The organism is Paracoccus kondratievae, assembly GCF_009301415.1.
GTDB lineage: Bacteria > Pseudomonadota > Alphaproteobacteria > Rhodobacterales > Rhodobacteraceae > Paracoccus > Paracoccus kondratievae.
In genome coordinates this window covers 1,079,146-1,096,040 of the sequence record NZ_CP045072.1, presented here as the reverse complement: position 1 = coordinate 1,096,040, position 16,895 = coordinate 1,079,146, and the positions used below count along the sequence as shown (strand labels likewise).

The 16,895-nt window shown below is 63.5% G+C and carries 15 protein-coding genes; 11 read left to right on the top strand and 4 right to left on the bottom strand.

Features of this window, described 5'->3' with window-relative positions; all coding sequences use genetic code 11:
• Positions 1-3 precede the first annotated feature (3 nt).
• Positions 4-1,449 carry an aldehyde dehydrogenase family protein gene (locus F8A10_RS05525; RefSeq protein ID WP_152366871.1) on the bottom strand — a complete coding sequence of 482 codons (1,446 nt, stop codon included), beginning with the start codon at positions 1,447-1,449 and terminating at the stop codon, positions 4-6.
• Positions 1,450-1,573: 124 nt separating this feature from the next.
• Here F8A10_RS05525 and F8A10_RS05520 point away from each other — a divergent pair, with 124 nt between their 5' ends.
• The gene (locus tag F8A10_RS05520) at positions 1,574-2,281 is read left to right on the top strand and encodes a VIT1/CCC1 transporter family protein (protein ID WP_152366870.1); all 708 of its coding nucleotides are present in this window, start codon (positions 1,574-1,576) and stop codon (positions 2,279-2,281) included.
• Here F8A10_RS05520 and F8A10_RS21070 read toward each other — a convergent pair.
• Entirely contained in the window at positions 2,278-2,424 is a 147-nt protein-coding gene (locus F8A10_RS21070) for a hypothetical protein (protein ID WP_193668167.1), read from the bottom strand. The two genes, F8A10_RS05520 and F8A10_RS21070, sit on opposite strands and share 4 nt — an antisense overlap.
• Before the next feature lie 188 nt (positions 2,425-2,612).
• On the opposite strand from F8A10_RS21070, the gene F8A10_RS05515 reads away from it, so the two are divergent.
• The 4 genes from F8A10_RS05515 to F8A10_RS05500 all read left to right on the top strand — a co-directional run bounded on the left by F8A10_RS05515 (position 2,613) and on the right by F8A10_RS05500 (position 6,410).
• The gene (locus tag F8A10_RS05515) at positions 2,613-3,836 is read left to right on the top strand and encodes a glutathionylspermidine synthase family protein (RefSeq protein WP_010394889.1); all 1,224 of its coding nucleotides are present in this window, start codon (positions 2,613-2,615) and stop codon (positions 3,834-3,836) included.
• A gap of 3 nt (positions 3,837-3,839) precedes the next feature.
• Positions 3,840-4,448 (top strand): DUF1190 domain-containing protein, encoded by a 609-nt coding sequence (locus F8A10_RS05510; RefSeq protein ID WP_010394887.1) that lies wholly within the window; start codon positions 3,840-3,842, stop codon positions 4,446-4,448.
• Positions 4,449-4,542: 94 nt separating this feature from the next.
• Complete coding sequence (eda, locus tag F8A10_RS05505) at positions 4,543-5,181, top strand: bifunctional 4-hydroxy-2-oxoglutarate aldolase/2-dehydro-3-deoxy-phosphogluconate aldolase (RefSeq protein WP_152366869.1); 639 nt, start codon at positions 4,543-4,545, stop codon at positions 5,179-5,181.
• A complete protein-coding gene (locus F8A10_RS05500; RefSeq protein ID WP_152366868.1) occupies positions 5,178-6,410 on the top strand; it encodes an MFS transporter in 1,233 nt (410 codons plus the stop codon). The genes eda and F8A10_RS05500 overlap by 4 nt, the downstream gene beginning before the upstream one ends.
• Before the next feature lie 71 nt (positions 6,411-6,481).
• Here F8A10_RS05500 and xseA read toward each other — a convergent pair whose 3' ends face one another.
• On the bottom strand, positions 6,482-8,041 hold the full coding sequence (gene xseA, locus F8A10_RS05495) for an exodeoxyribonuclease VII large subunit (protein ID WP_152367342.1): 1,560 nt from the start codon (positions 8,039-8,041) through the stop codon (positions 6,482-6,484).
• A 102-nt stretch (positions 8,042-8,143) separates the two neighbouring features.
• Here xseA and purD point away from each other — a divergent pair, with 102 nt between their 5' ends.
• Positions 8,144-9,406: a phosphoribosylamine--glycine ligase gene (gene purD / locus F8A10_RS05490; protein WP_152366867.1), complete on the top strand. Its 1,263-nt coding sequence runs from the start codon at positions 8,144-8,146 to the stop codon at positions 9,404-9,406.
• Positions 9,407-9,728: 322 nt separating this feature from the next.
• Positions 9,729-11,291, top strand: a complete 1,563-nt coding sequence (locus tag F8A10_RS05485; protein ID WP_010394876.1) for a 2-isopropylmalate synthase — start codon at positions 9,729-9,731, stop codon at positions 11,289-11,291.
• Positions 11,292-11,325: 34 nt separating this feature from the next.
• On the opposite strand, the gene F8A10_RS05480 is transcribed toward F8A10_RS05485, so the two are convergent.
• Positions 11,326-12,165, bottom strand: coding sequence for a glycosyltransferase (locus F8A10_RS05480; protein ID WP_085501917.1), 840 nt, complete (start codon positions 12,163-12,165; stop codon positions 11,326-11,328).
• Between the two features lie 261 nt (positions 12,166-12,426).
• Between F8A10_RS05480 and F8A10_RS05475 the strand changes: the two genes are divergently transcribed.
• Genes F8A10_RS05475 through mrdA form a run of 4 tightly spaced genes read left to right on the top strand, consistent with a single transcriptional unit; the run spans position 12,427 to position 16,893 of the window.
• The gene (locus tag F8A10_RS05475) at positions 12,427-13,461 is read left to right on the top strand and encodes a rod shape-determining protein (RefSeq protein ID WP_010394872.1); all 1,035 of its coding nucleotides are present in this window, start codon (positions 12,427-12,429) and stop codon (positions 13,459-13,461) included.
• Between the two features lie 14 nt (positions 13,462-13,475).
• Positions 13,476-14,423 (top strand): rod shape-determining protein MreC, encoded by a 948-nt coding sequence (gene mreC, locus F8A10_RS05470; RefSeq protein WP_010394870.1) that lies wholly within the window; start codon positions 13,476-13,478, stop codon positions 14,421-14,423.
• On the top strand, positions 14,416-14,946 hold the full coding sequence (locus F8A10_RS05465; protein WP_010394868.1) for a rod shape-determining protein MreD: 531 nt from the start codon (positions 14,416-14,418) through the stop codon (positions 14,944-14,946). Before mreC ends, F8A10_RS05465 begins: the two co-directional genes overlap by 8 nt.
• Positions 14,947-14,949: 3 nt before the next feature.
• Positions 14,950-16,893: a penicillin-binding protein 2 gene (mrdA, locus tag F8A10_RS05460; RefSeq protein ID WP_085501919.1), complete on the top strand. Its 1,944-nt coding sequence runs from the start codon at positions 14,950-14,952 to the stop codon at positions 16,891-16,893.
• Positions 16,894-16,895 lie beyond the last annotated feature (2 nt).

Genomic DNA, 16,895 nt, shown 5'->3' with positions numbered 1-16,895 from the left:
TCACTATGTAAAACGATGAACCACGGTTTTCAGGCGCGAGAATTCGTACAGGGCAGCAAAGCCCTTTTCACGCCCGTGACCGGATTTGCGCACGCCACCAAAGGGCAGTTCGATCCCGCCCCCGGCCCCGTAGCTGTTGATGAACACCTGCCCGCAGCGCATTGCCCGGGCCATGCGGGCCTGCCGGTCGCCGTCTTTTGTCCAGATACCGGCGACAAGCCCGTATTCGGTGCCATTGGCGATGGCGATGGCCTCTGCCTCGCTGTCAAAGGGGATGGCGGCCAGAACCGGGCCAAATATCTCTTCCTGCGCGATCGGGCTGGTCGGATCGACCGGGCCGAACAGCGCCGGAGCAACATAGAACCCCGCCGCCGGCGCGTCCTGTGCGATCCGCCCCCTTGCGATCAAAGGTGCGTCGGCCTCGTCAATATAACGCTCGACCCGCGCCTTTTGCCGGGCCGAGATCAGGGGGCCAAGCAGCGCCCCCTCGGCCGGGCTGGCCTCGACCGTCGCGAAGCGTTCGGCAAGCATGGTGGTCAGCCGTTCCCATATCCCGCGCTGGATCAGCACCCGCGACCCGGCGGAGCAGGTCTGGCCGCCGTTCTGGACAATCGCATTGACGATGACCGGCGCCGCTGCCACAAGATCGGCATCGTCAAAGACAATCTGCGGTGACTTTCCGCCAAGTTCCAGCGTGCAGGGAATGTGGTTGCGGGCGGCGGCGATATGGATCGCCTGTCCAACCTCGGGCGAACCGGTGAAGCTGATGAAATCGACGCCCGGATGTTCCGAAAGCGCCTGTCCCGCCACCACGCCGCGCCCGGTGACGATATTGATCGCGCCGGGCGGAAAGCCGCTCTCAGCTGCAAGTTCGCCTATGCGCAGGATCGTCAGACAGGCGTCCTCGGCAGGCTTTGTCACTGTCGCATTGCCTACGGCCAGCGCCGCACCGACCGAGCGGCCAAATATCTGCACCGGATAGTTCCAGGGAATGATATGGGCGGTCACGCCATGCGGTTCGCGCATGGACATGGCGTCGTAGCCGTTCAGGAACGGGATGACCTCTCCATGCAGCTTGTCCGCTGCGCCGCCGTAATATTCGAAATAACGCGCAAGTGCGGTCATATCGGCACGGGACTGAGCAACAGGCTTGCCGTTGTCGCGGGTCTCAAGCTGGGCAAGCGCCTCGGCCTCGTCCTCGATGCGCAGGGCCAGGCGCAGCATCAGCCGTCCCCGCTCGGCGGCGGTCAATCGACCCCAGTCGCCCTCAAGGGCCGTCCGGGCAGCACGGACAGCCGCATCGACATCCTCGGGACCGGATTCGGCAATCATCGCAAAGGGCTGACCATCAATCGGCGAAATCATCGGCATTACAGCGCCCGAGGTGGCGGGCAACCACTCACCTCCGATCAGGTTTCTTGCGGGCGGCAGGACCCGGCCATGCGGCATATTTCACCTCCTGTCGGCGGGATTCGTCCGCTGTCAGCGTGACCGCCCCCAAGGCAGGACGCAAGACTGGCAAATGAGAATCGGCAGGTTAATCTGGGCGCAAAGAACAGCCCCGAGGTTTGCCATGACCAGACATCTCAGCGCTCATCCCGACGATCCCCATTACGTCAGCCGGTTAGGCTGGCTGCGTGCCTCGGTTCTGGGGGCAAACGATGGCATCGTCTCGGTCGGGGCGCTGATTACCGGCGTCGCTGCGGCCGATCCGGGGCGCGAGGCGATTCTGATCGCAGGCCTTGCCGGTCTGGTTGCGGGCGCAATGTCGATGGCGATGGGCGAATATGTCTCGGTCAGCTCGCAATCGGATACCGAGCGCGCCGATATCGCCCGCGAAGCCACCGCCCTGCGCGAAATGCCCGAAGAAGAACTGCACGAGCTGGCCGCGATCTACGAGGCGCGCGGTATGGCCCCGGGCACCGCCTTGCAGGCCGCGCGCGAGGTGAGCGCGCATGACGCGCTAGGTGCCCATGTGCGCGATGAGCTGGGGCTTAGCGAGGCCTCGAACGCCAACCCGTTGCAGGCGGCGCTGGCCTCGGCCGTGACGTTCAGCACCGCGGCGGCGGTGCCGCTGATCGCAGCGATTCTGGCCCCCGGCGGCGCGGTTATCATCAGCGTTCTGGTCGCCGTCGTACTGGCACTGGCGGCGCTTGGTGCACTTGGCGCCTGGGCGGGGGGCGCTCCTCCCGGTCGGGCGGTGCTGCGCGTCACGCTGGGCGGGCTTTTTGCGCTGGGGATCACCGCCGTGATCGGCAAGATATTCGGCGTCGCGGTCTAGCCTTCGCGCTCATGACCCGTGCTTGCAGCGATCAGTGCCCGTGCATAATCGCTGGCCGCATAAACTGTCACCAGCATTCTCGGGGCCTGATCCCGGATGAAGGTCATGTCCTTGTCCGGCATGACCGCCGTTGCTGCGACCATACGGCCTTCCCGGCCCACAGCGGGTTCTCCGGATCCTTCGTGCAGGTCCTGCAGTTCTCGCAGACTTTCCGGCTTTTAAAGGGGTTGCGCGTGACCGGAAAGATCATCGGCCGCTGCCTGTAATCGGGTCATCAGGGTTGCACCCACCCCCGCTGCCGCCCTATCTCGGGTCAGGCCAAGGAGAGATCATGGAAAAACGCACCCTTCCCGAGCGACCCGGCTGGCGTGACGAAGCCGAAAAGCTGGGCTTTACCTTTGCCGATATGGGCGGAGAGCCTTACTGGGACGAGACGAGCGCCTATCGCTTTACCCTGCGCGAGATCGAAGAGGATATCGAGGCCCCGGCGACCGAACTGCACGCACTGTGCCGCGAGGCGGTGGACCGCGCCGTGCAGGACGAATTCTGGCTGACCCGTCTTGATATTCCGCGCCAGCACTGGGACCTGATCGCAGCAAGCTGGGCACGCAGCGAGCCCGAGCTTTATGGCCGTATGGATCTGGCCTATGATGGAAAAGGTCCCGCAAAACTGCTGGAATATAACGCCGACACGCCGACCTCGCTTTACGAATCCGCAAGCTTTCAGTGGCTATGGTTCGAACAGCAACAGGCGGCGGGCGTTCTGGATCCTGATGCCGACCAGTTCAACAGCATCCATGAGGCCATCGTTGCGCGCTGGACCCAGATCTGCGCCGATGGCGAGGATGTCCATTTCGCAGCCGATCCCGACAACCCCGAGGACTATGCCACAGTCGAGACGCTTGCCTGGGCTGCGCGCGAGGCGGGGCTTGGCGCCCATTTCACGCCGCTGGCACAGATCGGCGTGACGGACGAAGGGCAGTTTGCCGACGACCAGTCGCGCGTCATCGGCACGCTTTTCAAGCTTTATCCGTGGGAGGACATGCTGCGCGATGAATTTGCCACGCATCTGCAAAGCTCGGGCACACGTTTCATCGAGCCGCCGTGGAAGGCGATCCTGTCAAACAAGGGCCTCTTGCCGCTGCTGTGGCAGATGTTCCCCGGACATCCGAACCTGCTGCCCGCGTTCTTTCTGGCCGATGTGCAGGAGGCGCTGTCTGGTGGTACGCCTGCACCCGAGGTCGCCGATGCCTTTGGCGCGGCCCGTGACCTGCTGTCGCAGGGCTATGTCACCAAGCCGATCTTTTCGCGCGAGGGTGCCGGGGTGGTGCTGCATGAAAACGGGTCAGAGCTTGCCCGCACCCCGGATGACAGTTATTCGCATCATCCGATGATCGTTCAGGGGCTGGCCCGCCTGCCCGATTTCGGCGGTTTTCATCCTGTACTGGGTGCATGGATCGTTGGCGAAAGCTGCTGCGGCCTTGGCCTGCGCGAAGATCGCTCGCTCATCACCCACAACCTTTCCCGCTTCAAGCCGCATTTTATCGAGGGCTGACCCATGACCGAACGCCTTACCCGCAAACGCTCGCGCCACGTCGCGCTGGTTCTCGCCGGGACCGCGACCCTTGCCCTTGCCGCCTGCGAGGATGACCGTATGGACGCGCAAAGCTTTCCCGATCTGGAAAGCTGCATCGCCGCCAGCAAACAGGAAACCCTGTGGTTCACCGAAGAGGACTGCCGCAAGAACTTTGCGGCAGCCGAGCAAGAGTTTCTGGAAACCGCGCCACGCTACGAGTCCAAAGAGCTGTGCGAACAGCAGCACGGCGCCGGAAATTGCGGCAATGATCCTGTGGCGCAAAGCTCGGGCGGTGGCTTCTCGTTCATGCCGCTGCTGGTCGGTTACATGATGGGTTCGATGATGTCGCGCGGTGGCGGGATCTTTTCCCAGCCCATGGTCAAGACCGCCGACGGGCGCTTTTCGACACCCAAGGGCGACCAGAGTTTCGCCAGCAACCGTGGTGCAGGCAAGGTCCCCTCTTCGACCTTTCAACGCGCGCCCTCGACCATCGGTAAACCGCCGATGACCGCAGCACAGGTCAGCCAGCGGGGCGGCTTTGGCGCCTCGGCAACTGCCCGCTCGGGTTCGCGCAGCAGTTTTGGCGGCTGATCGGAACAGATAAGTTAACGCTAACATACACCCTTGCGATCTGACGCGGAAAAGCGCAACCTGCGCGCAGATTTCCGCAAGAACGAGGCCCGTCATGACCCCCGCAGAACAGTCCCGGAAAACCCGCGCGCTTTGTGAACTCGCTCCGGTGATCCCGGTTCTGGTGGTGGGCGATGCCTCGCGCGCCGAAGGGTTGGCAACCGCGCTGGTCACGGGTGGGCTGCCGGTACTTGAGGTGACGCTGCGCACCCCGGCCGCACTGGACGTGATCCGTGCCATGGCCAAGGTTCCGGGGGGCCATGTCGGCGCAGGAACCGTCCTGACCCCTGACGACGCCAAACGTGCCAAGGATGCAGGCGCAAGCTTTGCCGTTTCGCCCGGCCTGACCGAAACGCTTGCACGGGCCTGCGAGGACATCGGCCTGCCGCTTTTGCCGGGCGCCGTCACCGCCTCTGAGGTGATGCGGGCGATGGAGCTTGGCTATTCGATGCTGAAATTCTTTCCCGCCGAGGCTGCTGGCGGGGCCAAATCGCTGAAATCCTTGGCTGGTCCTCTGCCGCAGGTCAGCTTCTGCCCGACCGGCGGGGTCACGATGCAGAATGCGCCGGACTATCTGGGTCTGCCGAATGTTGTTTGCGTTGGGGGCAGCTGGATTGCGCCCGACGCCGATGTCGCGGCAGGCAACTGGGGTGCAATCGAAACGCGTGCCCAAGACGCAGCCGCGTTGAAATGACCGCTACGCCCGACCTTGCCCATCCCGATGTGATGCGCCGAGCCTGGCGCAATGTAGCGGTTTTGCTGCTTGCGCAGGCGCTGCTTGGCGCACAGATGTCGATGATTTTCATCGTCGGGGGGCTGGCGGGCCAGATGCTGAGCCCCAACCCCTGTATCGCCACCCTGCCACTGTCGATGATGGTCCTGGGGTCGGCCCTGTCGGCACGGCCCTTGTCGGGTTTCATGCGGCGGCACGGGCGACGGGCCGGGTTCCTGCTGGCCTGCGGCGCGGCGGCCTTGGGCGCAGCGATTGCAGCCTATGCGCTGGCTACCGGGTATTTCTGGCTTTTCACCGCCAGCGCGCTGCTGACCGGGGTTTATATGGCGGCACAGGGTTTTTTCCGTTTTGCCGCCACAGATTGCGCCCCGCCCGAGTTTGAGTCCAAGGCCATCTCATGGGTGCTGGCCGGCGGGCTTGCCGCAGCCTTCACCGGCCCGGCGCTGGTACGGATGACCGCCGATCTGACGGCCATTCCCTTTCTTGCCACTTACGGAGCAATCATCGGGCTGAACCTGCTGGGGCCGGTGCTGTTCGCTTTTCTTGATATTCCAACCACTCCGCGAGCTGTCGGAAGACATGCCGAAGGCCGCTCGGTCGCCGAGCTGATCCGCGTGCCTCAGATCGCCGTGGCGATGATCTGCGGCATGGTCTCTTATGCGCTGATGAATCTGGTGATGACTTCGGCCCCCTTGGCTGTGGTCGGCTGTGGCTTTGCCACCACCGATGCGGCGAATATCGTTTCAGGCCATGTGCTTGCGATGTTCGCGCCGTCATTTTTCACCGGCAATCTGATCGCGCGTTTCGGCGCCACCCGTATCGTCATGGTCGGCCTTGCGATTCTGGCCGGAGCTGGCGCAGTGGCCCTGTCGGGGGTCGAGTTGCCACATTTCTATCTGGCGATGATCCTTTTGGGGCTTGGCTGGAACTTTGGCTATATTGGCGCAACCGCCATGCTGACCCGCGCCCATCGGCCCGAAGAACGTGAGCGGGTGCAGGGGCTGAACGACGCCGTAGTGTTCTTTGGCGTGTTCCTGGCCTCTTTGTCTTCGGGCGGGTTGATGAACTGCATGGGCGGCTCGGCCCAAGCCGGATGGAGCGCGGTAAACCTTGCCATGCTGCCGTTTCTGGTACTGGCCGGTGGCGCACTTTTGTGGCTGATGCTGAGGCCGCGAGATCTGGCGCGGTAAAAGGGGGCTCTGCCCCCGCGCCTGCGGCGCTCCCCCGGGATATTTTGGCACGAAAGAAGCCGGGCGCGCGCCTAGAAAAGGGTCTTTTGATCCTTTGGCGCGGGCGGCCTGCGGCTGGTTTTGGAGGGCGGCGTGTCAGGTCGGGCAGTCATGCGACCATCCTGAAACTGGACCTCAAAGCGCGCGGTCTGCGTAGCCTCGGTCGCGGTGGTGATGAGGCCGTTCGGGCCCCGTACCACTGCAAAGCCGCGCCGCAGAGTCTCCTGATAGCCAAGCGTCTGGCGCAGCCTGTCCAGCCGGTCCAGCGCGTCACGGCGTTGCGAAATAGCGCGGACACGGACTGCGGTAAGGCGAGTGGTGAGCTGGTCGAGCGCAGCACGGTCACGGGCCAGTTGGCGGGTGCTGTCAGCAAGACCGCGCGCGCGGCCGCGTTCGAGTCGCTGCGCAAGGTCGATCAGGCGTTCGGATCTGTGCTGGCGCAGGCGCTGCAGGCCCTGCGGCAGGCGTGCAGACTGAGTTTGCAGTGCCTCGCGGCGATTGCGCATCATCGTCCGCAACATCGACAAGGACAGCGGCAGGGCGTTCAACTGGTCGCGGCGGGAGCGTACGAAACCGCGCAGGCCCGGCTCTAGCCGTTCGGCAAAAAGGTCGAAGCGTTGGCGCGCCGGATCAGTCAGGGCCTGTGGCCGGCCAAGCGCGCGGCCAAGATCGGAAAGCCGCTGACGCAGGCTTTGGCTACGGGCCTGGGCGGCGCGCATCATCCGCACCTGCAACTCGGTCAGCCGCGCGGCGAGTTCGGCCCGAACCGGCACCGCCATTTCGGCGGCAGCGGTCGGGGTGGGCGCCCGGCGGTCGGCGGCAAAGTCGATCAGGGTCGTGTCGGTTTCATGCCCGACAGCCGAAATCAGCGGGATCTGACTGTCTGCCGCGGCCCGGACCACAACCTCTTCGTTAAAGCCCCAAAGGTCCTCAAGGCTGCCGCCACCGCGCGCAACGATAATAAGATCGGGGCGCGGGACAGGCCCGTCCTCGGGCAGCGCGTTAAAGCCGTGGATCGCTGCCGAAACTTGCGGCGCGCAGGCCTCTCCCTGTACTGCGACCGGCCAGATCAGCACCCGGGTTGGGAAACGGTCGCGCAGCCGATGCAGGATGTCGCGGATCACCGCCCCGGATGGCGAGGTCACGACGCCAATTACCCCTGGCAGTGCAGGCAGCGGACGTTTGCGCGCGTCGTCGAAAAGCCCCTCGGCAGCCAGTGCCTTGCGACGCTTTTCCAGCATCATCATCAGCGCACCAAGGCCGGCTGGTTCGATTTCCTCAACGATCAGCTGATATTTCGACTGACCGGGAAAAGTGGTGAGACGGCCGGTGGCAATAACCTCAAGCCCTTCTTCGGGCCGGGTCGAAAGGCGCGCAACCTGCCCTTTCCAGCTCACGGCGGCAAGCACCGACCGATCATCCTTGAGATCGAAATAAAGATGACCCGAGGAAGGGCGCGAAACGCGGCCAATCTCTCCACGAACGCGGACGCGGCCGAATTCGCCCTCGAGCACACGTTTGACCGCACCCGAAATCTCGGACACGGTGAACTCATGGGCGTTACCGGGGGCGGTGTCTTCAAAAAGCTCCATGTCCCGGTTGTGGCGCGGGCTGGTCGCAGGATCAAGGGGATTGATCCGGCGCGGGCCAGTTCCTAGAAGGCGCGGGACCAATGGCAAGGGGGCCTTTTGCGCATGAATATCCTGATCCTCGGCAGCGGCGGGCGCGAACATGCGCTGGCATGGGCGATCCGCCAGAACCCGAAATGCGACCGCCTGTTCGTAGCGCCGGGCAATGCCGGGATGGAGCCTCTGGTTCGACTGGCGGAGCTCGACATTCTCTCTGGTCCCGCTGTGATCGGTTTTTGTGAGGAAAATGCCATCGATCTGGTGGTGGTCGGCCCCGAGGCGCCGTTGGCAGCCGGGGTAGCTGATGATCTGCGCGGGGCGGGCATTCTGGTCTTTGGCCCGTCGCGGGCCGCCGCGATGCTTGAGGCATCAAAAAGCTTTACTAAAGAGGTTTGCGACGCCTGCGGCGCACCGACCGCCGCATGGGCACGGTTCGACGCCGCCGAGCCCGCCCGCGCCTATATCCGTGAAAAGGGCGTGCCCATTGTCATCAAGGCCGACGGGCTGGCGGCTGGTAAGGGCGTGACCGTTGCCATGACCGAAGCCGAGGCCATCGCCGCCGTGGATGATGCCTTTGGCGGTGCCTTTGGCGAGGCCGGGGCCGAGGTGGTGATCGAAGAGTTCATGGAGGGCGAGGAAGCCAGCTTTTTTATCCTTTGCGACGGCACCGACTGCCTGCCGATCGGCACTGCTCAGGACCACAAACGTGTTGGCGAGGGCGATACCGGCCCGAATACCGGCGGCATGGGGGCATATTCCCCCGCCCCTGTCCTGACCCCCGCCATTCAGGAACAGGTCATGGACGAAATCGTGCGCCCGACCGTGGCCGAGATGGCGCGGCGCGGCACTCCGTTCCAGGGGGTGCTTTACGCCGGGCTGATGATCCAGAACGGGCGGGCGCGGCTGGTCGAATATAACGTCCGCTTTGGCGACCCGGAATGTCAGGTACTGATGTTGCGGTTGGGCGCGCAGGCGTTGGACCTGATCCTTGCCTGCGCCGAAGGGCGCCTTTCTGACATGACCGTGAACTGGGCTGACGATCATGCCCTGACCGTGGTTCTGGCGGCGAACGGCTATCCCGGCACCTATGAAAAGGGCAGCGCGATCCGGGGCCTTGATACCCTGCCACAGGACAGTTTCCGCATGGTATTCCACGCCGGAACTGCCCGGAAAGATGGCCAGATCGTAGCGAGTGGAGGCCGGGTTCTGGCCGCGACAGGACGCGGCGCAACACTGGCCGAGGCGCATGAGCGTGCCTATGAGCTGGCCCGCGCGATTGACTGGCCCGAGGGGTTTTATCGCCGCGATATCGGTTGGCGCGCACTGTAAAGATCAATCGGCCACCCTGCACCCCGCCCGGTCATGTCCGGGCGGGGTGTCCCCGCTGTCAGGCCGAGGACAGGGAAAAGGCGGTAAAAAGCGCCGCCACGACAATTTTGATCTTTTCAACCCGGCGAGACGGGTCTTATATTCCGCGCCATGACTCGGACAAAGCAGATCATTGCCACGGCCCCCGACGCGCGAAACGGCGCGCGCTTTGCCGTGAACCTCCGCGGTCTCCTTCTTCTTACGCTGCGCTGAGCGGGTCTCCGGGCCGCCGCTCAGTCAGGTTCGTGCCCGGACCCTGTGAGCATGAAGAAGGATTCCCGAAATGACCGATCCGAACCGCGTATTGATCTTTGACACCACCCTGCGCGATGGCGAACAGTCGCCCGGCGCGACGATGAGCCATACCGAAAAACTGGACATCGCCGAGATGCTGGACGAGATGGGCGTCGATATCATCGAGGCCGGTTTCCCGATCGCCTCGGAGGGCGATTTCACCGCCGTATCCGAAATCGCCAAACGTTCGCGCAACTCTGCGATCTGCGGTCTGGCCCGCGCGCAGTTCCCCGACATCGACCGCTGCTGGGAGGCGGTGAAACATGCCAGACGGCCGCGCATTCATACCTTTATCGGTACCTCTCCCCTGCATCGCGCCATACCCAATCTGGACATGGACCAGATGGCCGAGCGTATCCAGCAGACGGTGACCCATGCCCGCAATCTTTGCGACGACGTGCAATGGTCGCCCATGGACGCAACCCGGACCGAGCATGACTATCTGTGCCGGGTGGTCGAGATCGCGATCAGATGCGGTGCCCGCACCATCAACATCCCCGACACCGTTGGCTACACCGCGCCGCAGGAATCGGCCAAGCTGATCCGTATGCTGATCGAGCGGGTGCCGGGCGCGGATGAGGTGATCTTCTCGACCCACTGCCACAACGACCTGGGCATGGCGACGGCGAACTCGCTGGCCGCGGTCGAGGGAGGCGCGCGTCAGATCGAATGCACGATCAACGGTTTGGGCGAACGTGCCGGCAACACGGCCCTGGAAGAAGTTGTGATGGCGCTGAAGGTGCGCCATGACATCATGCCCTTCACGACCGGCATCGACACCACCAAGATCATGGCGCTGTCGCGGCGGGTGTCACAGGCCTCGGGCTTTGTCGTCCAGCCGAACAAGGCGGTGGTCGGCAAGAACGCCTTCCTGCATGAATCCGGCATCCATCAGGACGGCGTGCTGAAAAACGTCGAGACGTTTGAGATCATGAAACCCACCGATATCGGTCTGAATGAGGCCAATATCGCCATGGGCAAGCACTCGGGTCGCGCTGCCCTGCGCGCCAAGCTGCGCGAGCTGGGCTATGAGTTGGGTGACAACCAGCTGAAGGACGTCTTTGTCCGCTTCAAGGCATTGGCCGACCGCAAGAAAGAGGTCTATGACGACGACCTGGTTGCGCTGGTGCAGGACGCAGCAACGAATACCGAGGACGATTACCTGCAGGTCAAGCATCTGCGCGTCGTCTGCGGCTCGGACGGGCAGTCGGCCGATCTGGTCATGCTGGTCGGTGGCGAAGAAAAGACCGTTCATTCCTCGGGCGACGGGCCGGTCGATGCTTGCTTCAAGGCCGTCAAATCAATCTGGCCGCATAATGCGCATCTGCAACTCTATCAGGTCCATGCCGTGACCGAGGGCACGGACGCTCAGGCCACCGTGACCGTGCGGATGGAGGAAGAGGGGCGCATCGCCACCGGGCAAGCCTCGGACACCGACACGATCCTTGCCAGCGTCAAGGCCTATGTCGGTGCGCTGAACCGCCTGAAAGCCCGCCGCGACATGATCGGTCAGGGCGGAGATGCAAAACAGGTCAGCATGTATTCGCACTGACCTGTTGCTGGAAATACGAAAAGAGGGGCGGCTTTCAGGCCGCCCCTTTGCGTTCCACAAAACTCAGATCGACACCTTGCAGAAACGGAAAATCATCGGCCAGTGCTTGCTGGAACTCTTCGGGGTCAAGCGGGGTAAACCATTTCGGGAAATGGGCGACAATGGTCGCAACCGAGTCACCTTCGTCCCAGCGCGTCTGCACATATCCCAGCCCGTCGACATCGGTCAGCGCAAGGAAATGCCGCGGCAGCTGGAAATGGTTAAAGGCATAAATGCACCGTCCCGGCCCCCGCATCCGCACCGCAGCCCCTGCCCCCAGGAATGACTGGTGGGTGCGCCAGAAACTGACCGGATTGCCTTCGTAGCTGCCATAGGCAAGTCCCTTGGGATAGCTCAGGGCGAAGGCAGGGACATCGTCAAATCTGCGGGCATGATGCCGGATACGCGCGACATGGTGGCGGCTGAAGGCATCGTCGTCATCGACCCGAAACTGGATAACCGGGCGTCCCGCCGCATCCGCTGCCGCAATCAGCGGCTCGCGCAGGGCATTGAGCGTATCCCGCTCATCCGAGATGATCAGCCGGATCTGCGGCACCCCGGCACAAAGATCACGCAGCCGGTCCAACGCATACTGCGGCAGCTCGGGAGAGGTCAGAATCCAAAAGCTGAAATCCGTGTCAGTCTGAGCCTTGATCGACGGCAGGCAGAGCCGTTCGAAAGCGATAAAGCGCCGCTCAAGCCTTTCGGGGGCGTAAAGTCGGGAAAAACGGCGCTCAAGCAGCCCGGGTTCCTTTCCCTTTTTCCCGGCAGTCTCGGCCCAGTCACAGCGGCCAAGAAAGGAAAAGCGGCAGATCCCCACGATATCGTCCCGCAAAATCCTGCCCCTTTTCTGTCGGTCGTATCCGCGCGGAGCCTAACAACCTGCACGGTCGGGTCAAGCCGCACCGAGCGGATTGCGGATTGCCGCCCAACGCCTCATATGCAACGCAATTTTCGGGTTCCCCCGCGCGGGGTCAGGGCCTATATCTCCGACACCTTCGCCGGGGCGACTCGGCGGGGCAATCGGGCAATGACCGTCTGTATGGGACGGCAAGAACGGCCGTCATGGCAGGGACGGCAGAAGGGGTAAGCTGACATGGCCTTTGGCGGCTTGTTTTCCACCGATATCGCGATTGACCTCGGGACCGCAAACACCCTTGTCTATGTGAAGGGCAAGGGGATCATTCTGAACGAACCCTCGGTCGTCGCCTATCACGTCAAGGACGGCAAAAAGCAGGTCCTGGCAGTGGGCGAGGATGCCAAGCTGATGCTCGGCCGTACGCCCGGCAGCATCGAGGCCATCCGCCCGATGCGTGAAGGTGTCATCGCCGATTTCGACAGCGCCGAAGAAATGATCAAGCACTTCATCAAGAAGGTCTTCCGGCGCACGACCTTTTCCAAGCCCAAGATCATCGTCTGTGTGCCCCATGGTGCCACCCCGGTTGAAAAGCGCGCTATCCGCCAGTCGGTCCTTTCTGCTGGCGCCCGGCGCGCCGGGCTGATTGCCGAGCCAATCGCGGCAGCCATCGGCGCAGGGATGCCGATCACCGAGCCGACTGGCAGCATGGTCGTGGATATCGGCGGCGGAACAACCGAGGTTGCAGTGCTGTCCCTTGGCGACGTCGTCTATGCCCGCTCGGTCCGCATCGGCGGCGACCGCATGGATGATGCGCTGATCAACTACCTGCGCCGCAATCACAACCTGCTGATCGGTGAATCGACCGCTGAACGGGTCAAGACCCAGATCGGCACCGCACGCATGCCCGATGACGGACGCGGTGCCACGATCATGGTGCGCGGCCGCGACCTGCTCAACGGTATCCCAAAGGAAATGGAAATCACCCAGGCCATGGTCGCCGAGGCGCTGGCCGAGCCGGTGCAGCAGATCTGCGAGGCGGTGATGATCGCACTCGAAGCGACACCGCCCGATCTGGCCGCCGATATCGTCGACCGGGGCGTGATGCTGACCGGTGGCGGCGCCATGCTGGGCGAACTGGATCTGGCGCTGCGCGAGCAGACCGGGCTGATGATCAGCCTTGCAGACCAGCCGATGAGCTGCGTGGCTCTGGGAACCGGCAAGGCGCTGGAATACGAAAAGCAACTGCGCCACGTCATCGATTACGATAGCTGATCAGGATCAGGCCCATGGCGCGCAAGGGCCCAGATTACGCGGCTCCGGTCCGTCGCATCCTGGTTTCGCTGCTGGTGCTTGTGCTGCTGGGGCTGTTTCTGTTCTGGCAGATCGACAGCCCGCGCGCCGAGCGGATGCGCGCGGCCTTTATCGACCGCTTTGTCCCCAGCTTTGACTGGGTCATGGCCCCGGTGACCAAGCTGTCGCGCATGGTCGCGGGTTTCCAGTCCTATGCCCGGCTTTACGAGCAGAACCAGGAATTGCGCCGCGAGCTGCAAAAAATGGCCGCCTGGAAAGAGGCGGCCGTCCAGCTTGAACAGGAAAACGCCAAGCTGCTGGCCCAAAACAACGTGCGCATTGACCCTGCCCTGACCTCGGTTTCGGGGGTGGTTCTGACCGACAGCGGCACGGCCTTTCGGCAATCGGTGCTGCTGAATGTCGGTCAGCGCGACGGGATCGTCGATGGCTGGGCAACCATGGACGGGCTGGGGCTGGTCGGGCGCATCTCGGGCGTTGGTCAGACCACCAGCCGGGTCATTCTGCTGACCGATCCATCAAGCCGTATCCCGGTGACGATCCAGCCTTCGGGTCAGCATGCGTTGATGGTCGGGGACAATACCACCCTGCCCGCGCTTGATTTCATCGAAAGCCCCGAAAACCTGCGCCCCGGCGACCGGGTGGTCAGCTCGGGCGACGGGGGAGTGTTCCCGCCCGGCCTGCCGGTCGGTCAGGTGGCGCTGGCAAATGACGGGCGGCTGCGGGTGCGTCTGGCTGCCGACTATGGCCGGCTGGAATTCCTGCGCGTCTTGCGCAGCCACCCGGCCGAGCAGATCGCCGATTCAGGGTTGCTGATCCCCCCGCCTCCGGCTGATTTCATCGGGCCGCGGATGCCCTCGGTCGCCGATATGCCGCCTGACACGGAACCCGGCGCAGCGGCCGAAACCGGTGCCGGAGATGACTGAGCACGCCCGCCGCCTGCGGATATTCGGTCAGGTGCTGTTCATCCTGCTGTTTCTTGCCATTCTGTTCTGGCGGCTTTTACCGCTGTCACCGGGCAGTATTGGCTGGCCCGGCCCCGATCTTGCGCTTTGCCTGACGGTTTTCTGGGTACTGCGTCGTCCCGAACAGGTGCCGGTCCTGACCATCGCCGCCCTTTTTCTGATCGAGGACATCCTGCTGATGCGCCCCCTTGGTCTGAATGCGGCGCTGGTCGTGATCGCAACCGAGGCCGCACGAAAGCGCGAGCAGCGTTGGCGAGAGCTGCCGTTCATGATTGAATGGCTGCGTGTGAGCATGCTTCTGGCGCTGATGATGTTATCTTATCGTATCCTGCTGGCGGTATTTTTCTTGCCCCTGCCCCCATTGGGGCAGGTGATCTTGCAGTATATCGCCACGGTCGGTTCTTATCCCATTATCGCGGGGCTGGTTGGCTATACGTTTGGTCTGTCGCGCACCCGCGCCGAACGCGATCAGAGGCTTCGCTGAGCCATGCGCAAATCAGAACGCGAAGTCGTCGAAAGCAGCCGTCTGATCACCCGCAGGGTGTTGATGCTTGGGGTAATCCAGGCAGGGATCGTCTCGGCGCTGGGGCTTAAGCTGCGCTCGATGCAGATCGAACATGCCGATGAATATCGCATGCTCTCGGACGGCAACTCGATCAAGATCCGCCTGTTGCCGCCGGCGCGCGGACTGATCCTTGACCGCAACGGCACCATCATCGCCGGGAATGAGCAAAACTATCGCGTCACCCTGACACGTGAAGAGGCGGGCGACATCTCAGCCGTTATTGCCCGGCTGCGGCGCATCATTCCGATGTCGGACCGCCAGGCGGCCGATATCCTTGAAGAAATCCGCAAACGCAGCGCCGTGACCCCGGTCCTTGTCGCTGACCGGCTAAGCTGGGACGAGTTTTCCTCGATCGCGCTGAACGCGCCTGCGCTGCCAGGGGTCACGCCCGAATCCGGCCTGTCGCGCAGCTATCCGCGCGCCGGGGATTTCGCACATGTGCTGGGCTATGTCGGCCCGGTTTCGGACTATGACCTTTCAAAGATCGAAAACCCTGATCCAGTCCTGCGACTGCCCGAGTTTCAGCTTGGCAAGGTCGGGCTTGAAGCCAAGATGGAAGAGGCTCTGCGCGGCAAGGCCGGTGCCCGCCGGGTCGAGGTGAACAGCGCCGGGCGCGAAATGCGCGAACTGTCCCGGCAAGAGGGACAGCAGGGCGCGACAGTCCAGACCACCCTGGACGCCGAACTGCAGAACTTTACCAGCCAAAGGCTTGGCAGCGAAAGTGCCGCCGCTGTAGTGCTGGATGTCACGAACGGCGATATCGTCGCGATCTGTTCATCGCCGACCTTTGACCCGAACAAATTCGTGCGCGGCATCTCGGCCCCCGATTACCGGGCATTGATGGAGCATGACCACCGCCCGCTGGCCGACAAAACCGTGCAGGGTGTCTATCCGCCCGGCTCGACCTTCAAGATGGTGACGATGCTCGCCGGACTAGAGGCAGGGGTGATCACCCCCGGTACGCGCTTTTATTGCCCGGGCTATGTTCAGGTCGCCGGGCGACGTTTCCACTGCTGGAGCCGGGGCGGCCATGGCATGATCGACGCCGTCCACAGCCTCGAACATTCCTGCGACGTTTACTATTACGAACTGGCACAGCGCGTAGGCATCGACCGTATCGCCGCGATGGCACGCAAGCTTGGGATCGGGGTCCGTCACGATCTGCCCATGTCCGCCATCGCAGAGGGCATCGCGCCCGACCGGGCATGGAAACGGGCGCGCTATGATCAGGAATGGCAGATCGGCGACTCGCTTAACGCCTCGATCGGTCAGGGTTATGTGCTGGCCTCTCCGCTGCAGCTTGCGGTGATGACGGCGCGGGTTGCGACAGGCCGGGCTGTCGCGCCGCGCCTTGTCCGCGCCATTGATGGTCAGGCCGAGGCGGTGCCGGACTGGCCGGAACTCGACATCAACCCGCTGCATCTGCGCACGGCCCGCGCAGGTATGGATGCGGTGATGAACAGCAGCCGCGGTACCGCAAGGCGCGCCCGTATTCTTGCAGCGGAGTGGCGGATGGCGGGCAAGACCGGCACCAGCCAGGTACGTAACATCACCGCCGCCGAGCGCGCGCGGGGCGTGATCTCGAACGACCAGTTGCCGTGGAACCGACGCGACCACGCCCTGTTCGTCTGCTTCGCCCCTTACGAGATGCCGCGCTATGCCGTTTCCGTCGTGGTCGAACACGGCGGCGGCGGTTCAGCTGTGGCCGCCCCCATCGCCCGCGACATTCTGCTGTTCGCACTTGCTGGGGGGCTGCCCCCCCTGACCGCCTATCCCGAGGCCGAACGCGCCAAGGTCCAGGAGATCTGGTCGCGTATGAGCCTGACCCCCTCGGCCCGCAAGGGCGAGGGCCGTGCGAGGGCCTGAGC

What these genes read in the sequence shown, in the direction of transcription:
- F8A10_RS05475 (WP_010394872.1), top strand. Translation starts at nt 12,427, where the DNA reads ATGGCCTTTGGCGGCTTGTTTTCCACCGATATCGCGATTGACCTCGGG.
- mrdA (WP_085501919.1), top strand. Translation starts at nt 14,950, where the DNA reads ATGCGCAAATCAGAACGCGAAGTCGTCGAAAGCAGCCGTCTGATCACC.
- eda (WP_152366869.1), top strand. Translation starts at nt 4,543, where the DNA reads ATGACCCCCGCAGAACAGTCCCGGAAAACCCGCGCGCTTTGTGAACTC.
- F8A10_RS05500 (WP_152366868.1), top strand. Translation starts at nt 5,178, where the DNA reads ATGACCGCTACGCCCGACCTTGCCCATCCCGATGTGATGCGCCGAGCC.
- F8A10_RS05485 (WP_010394876.1), top strand. Translation starts at nt 9,729, where the DNA reads ATGACCGATCCGAACCGCGTATTGATCTTTGACACCACCCTGCGCGAT.
- xseA (WP_152367342.1), bottom strand. Translation starts at nt 8,041, where the DNA reads ATGGAGCTTTTTGAAGACACCGCCCCCGGTAACGCCCATGAGTTCACC.
- mreC (WP_010394870.1), top strand. Translation starts at nt 13,476, where the DNA reads ATGGCGCGCAAGGGCCCAGATTACGCGGCTCCGGTCCGTCGCATCCTG.
- F8A10_RS05510 (WP_010394887.1), top strand. Translation starts at nt 3,840, where the DNA reads ATGACCGAACGCCTTACCCGCAAACGCTCGCGCCACGTCGCGCTGGTT.
- F8A10_RS05525 (WP_152366871.1), bottom strand. Translation starts at nt 1,449, where the DNA reads ATGCCGCATGGCCGGGTCCTGCCGCCCGCAAGAAACCTGATCGGAGGT.
- F8A10_RS21070 (WP_193668167.1), bottom strand. Translation starts at nt 2,424, where the DNA reads ATGGTCGCAGCAACGGCGGTCATGCCGGACAAGGACATGACCTTCATC.
- F8A10_RS05520 (WP_152366870.1), top strand. Translation starts at nt 1,574, where the DNA reads ATGACCAGACATCTCAGCGCTCATCCCGACGATCCCCATTACGTCAGC.
- F8A10_RS05515 (WP_010394889.1), top strand. Translation starts at nt 2,613, where the DNA reads ATGGAAAAACGCACCCTTCCCGAGCGACCCGGCTGGCGTGACGAAGCC.
- purD (WP_152366867.1), top strand. Translation starts at nt 8,144, where the DNA reads ATGAATATCCTGATCCTCGGCAGCGGCGGGCGCGAACATGCGCTGGCA.
- F8A10_RS05465 (WP_010394868.1), top strand. Translation starts at nt 14,416, where the DNA reads ATGACTGAGCACGCCCGCCGCCTGCGGATATTCGGTCAGGTGCTGTTC.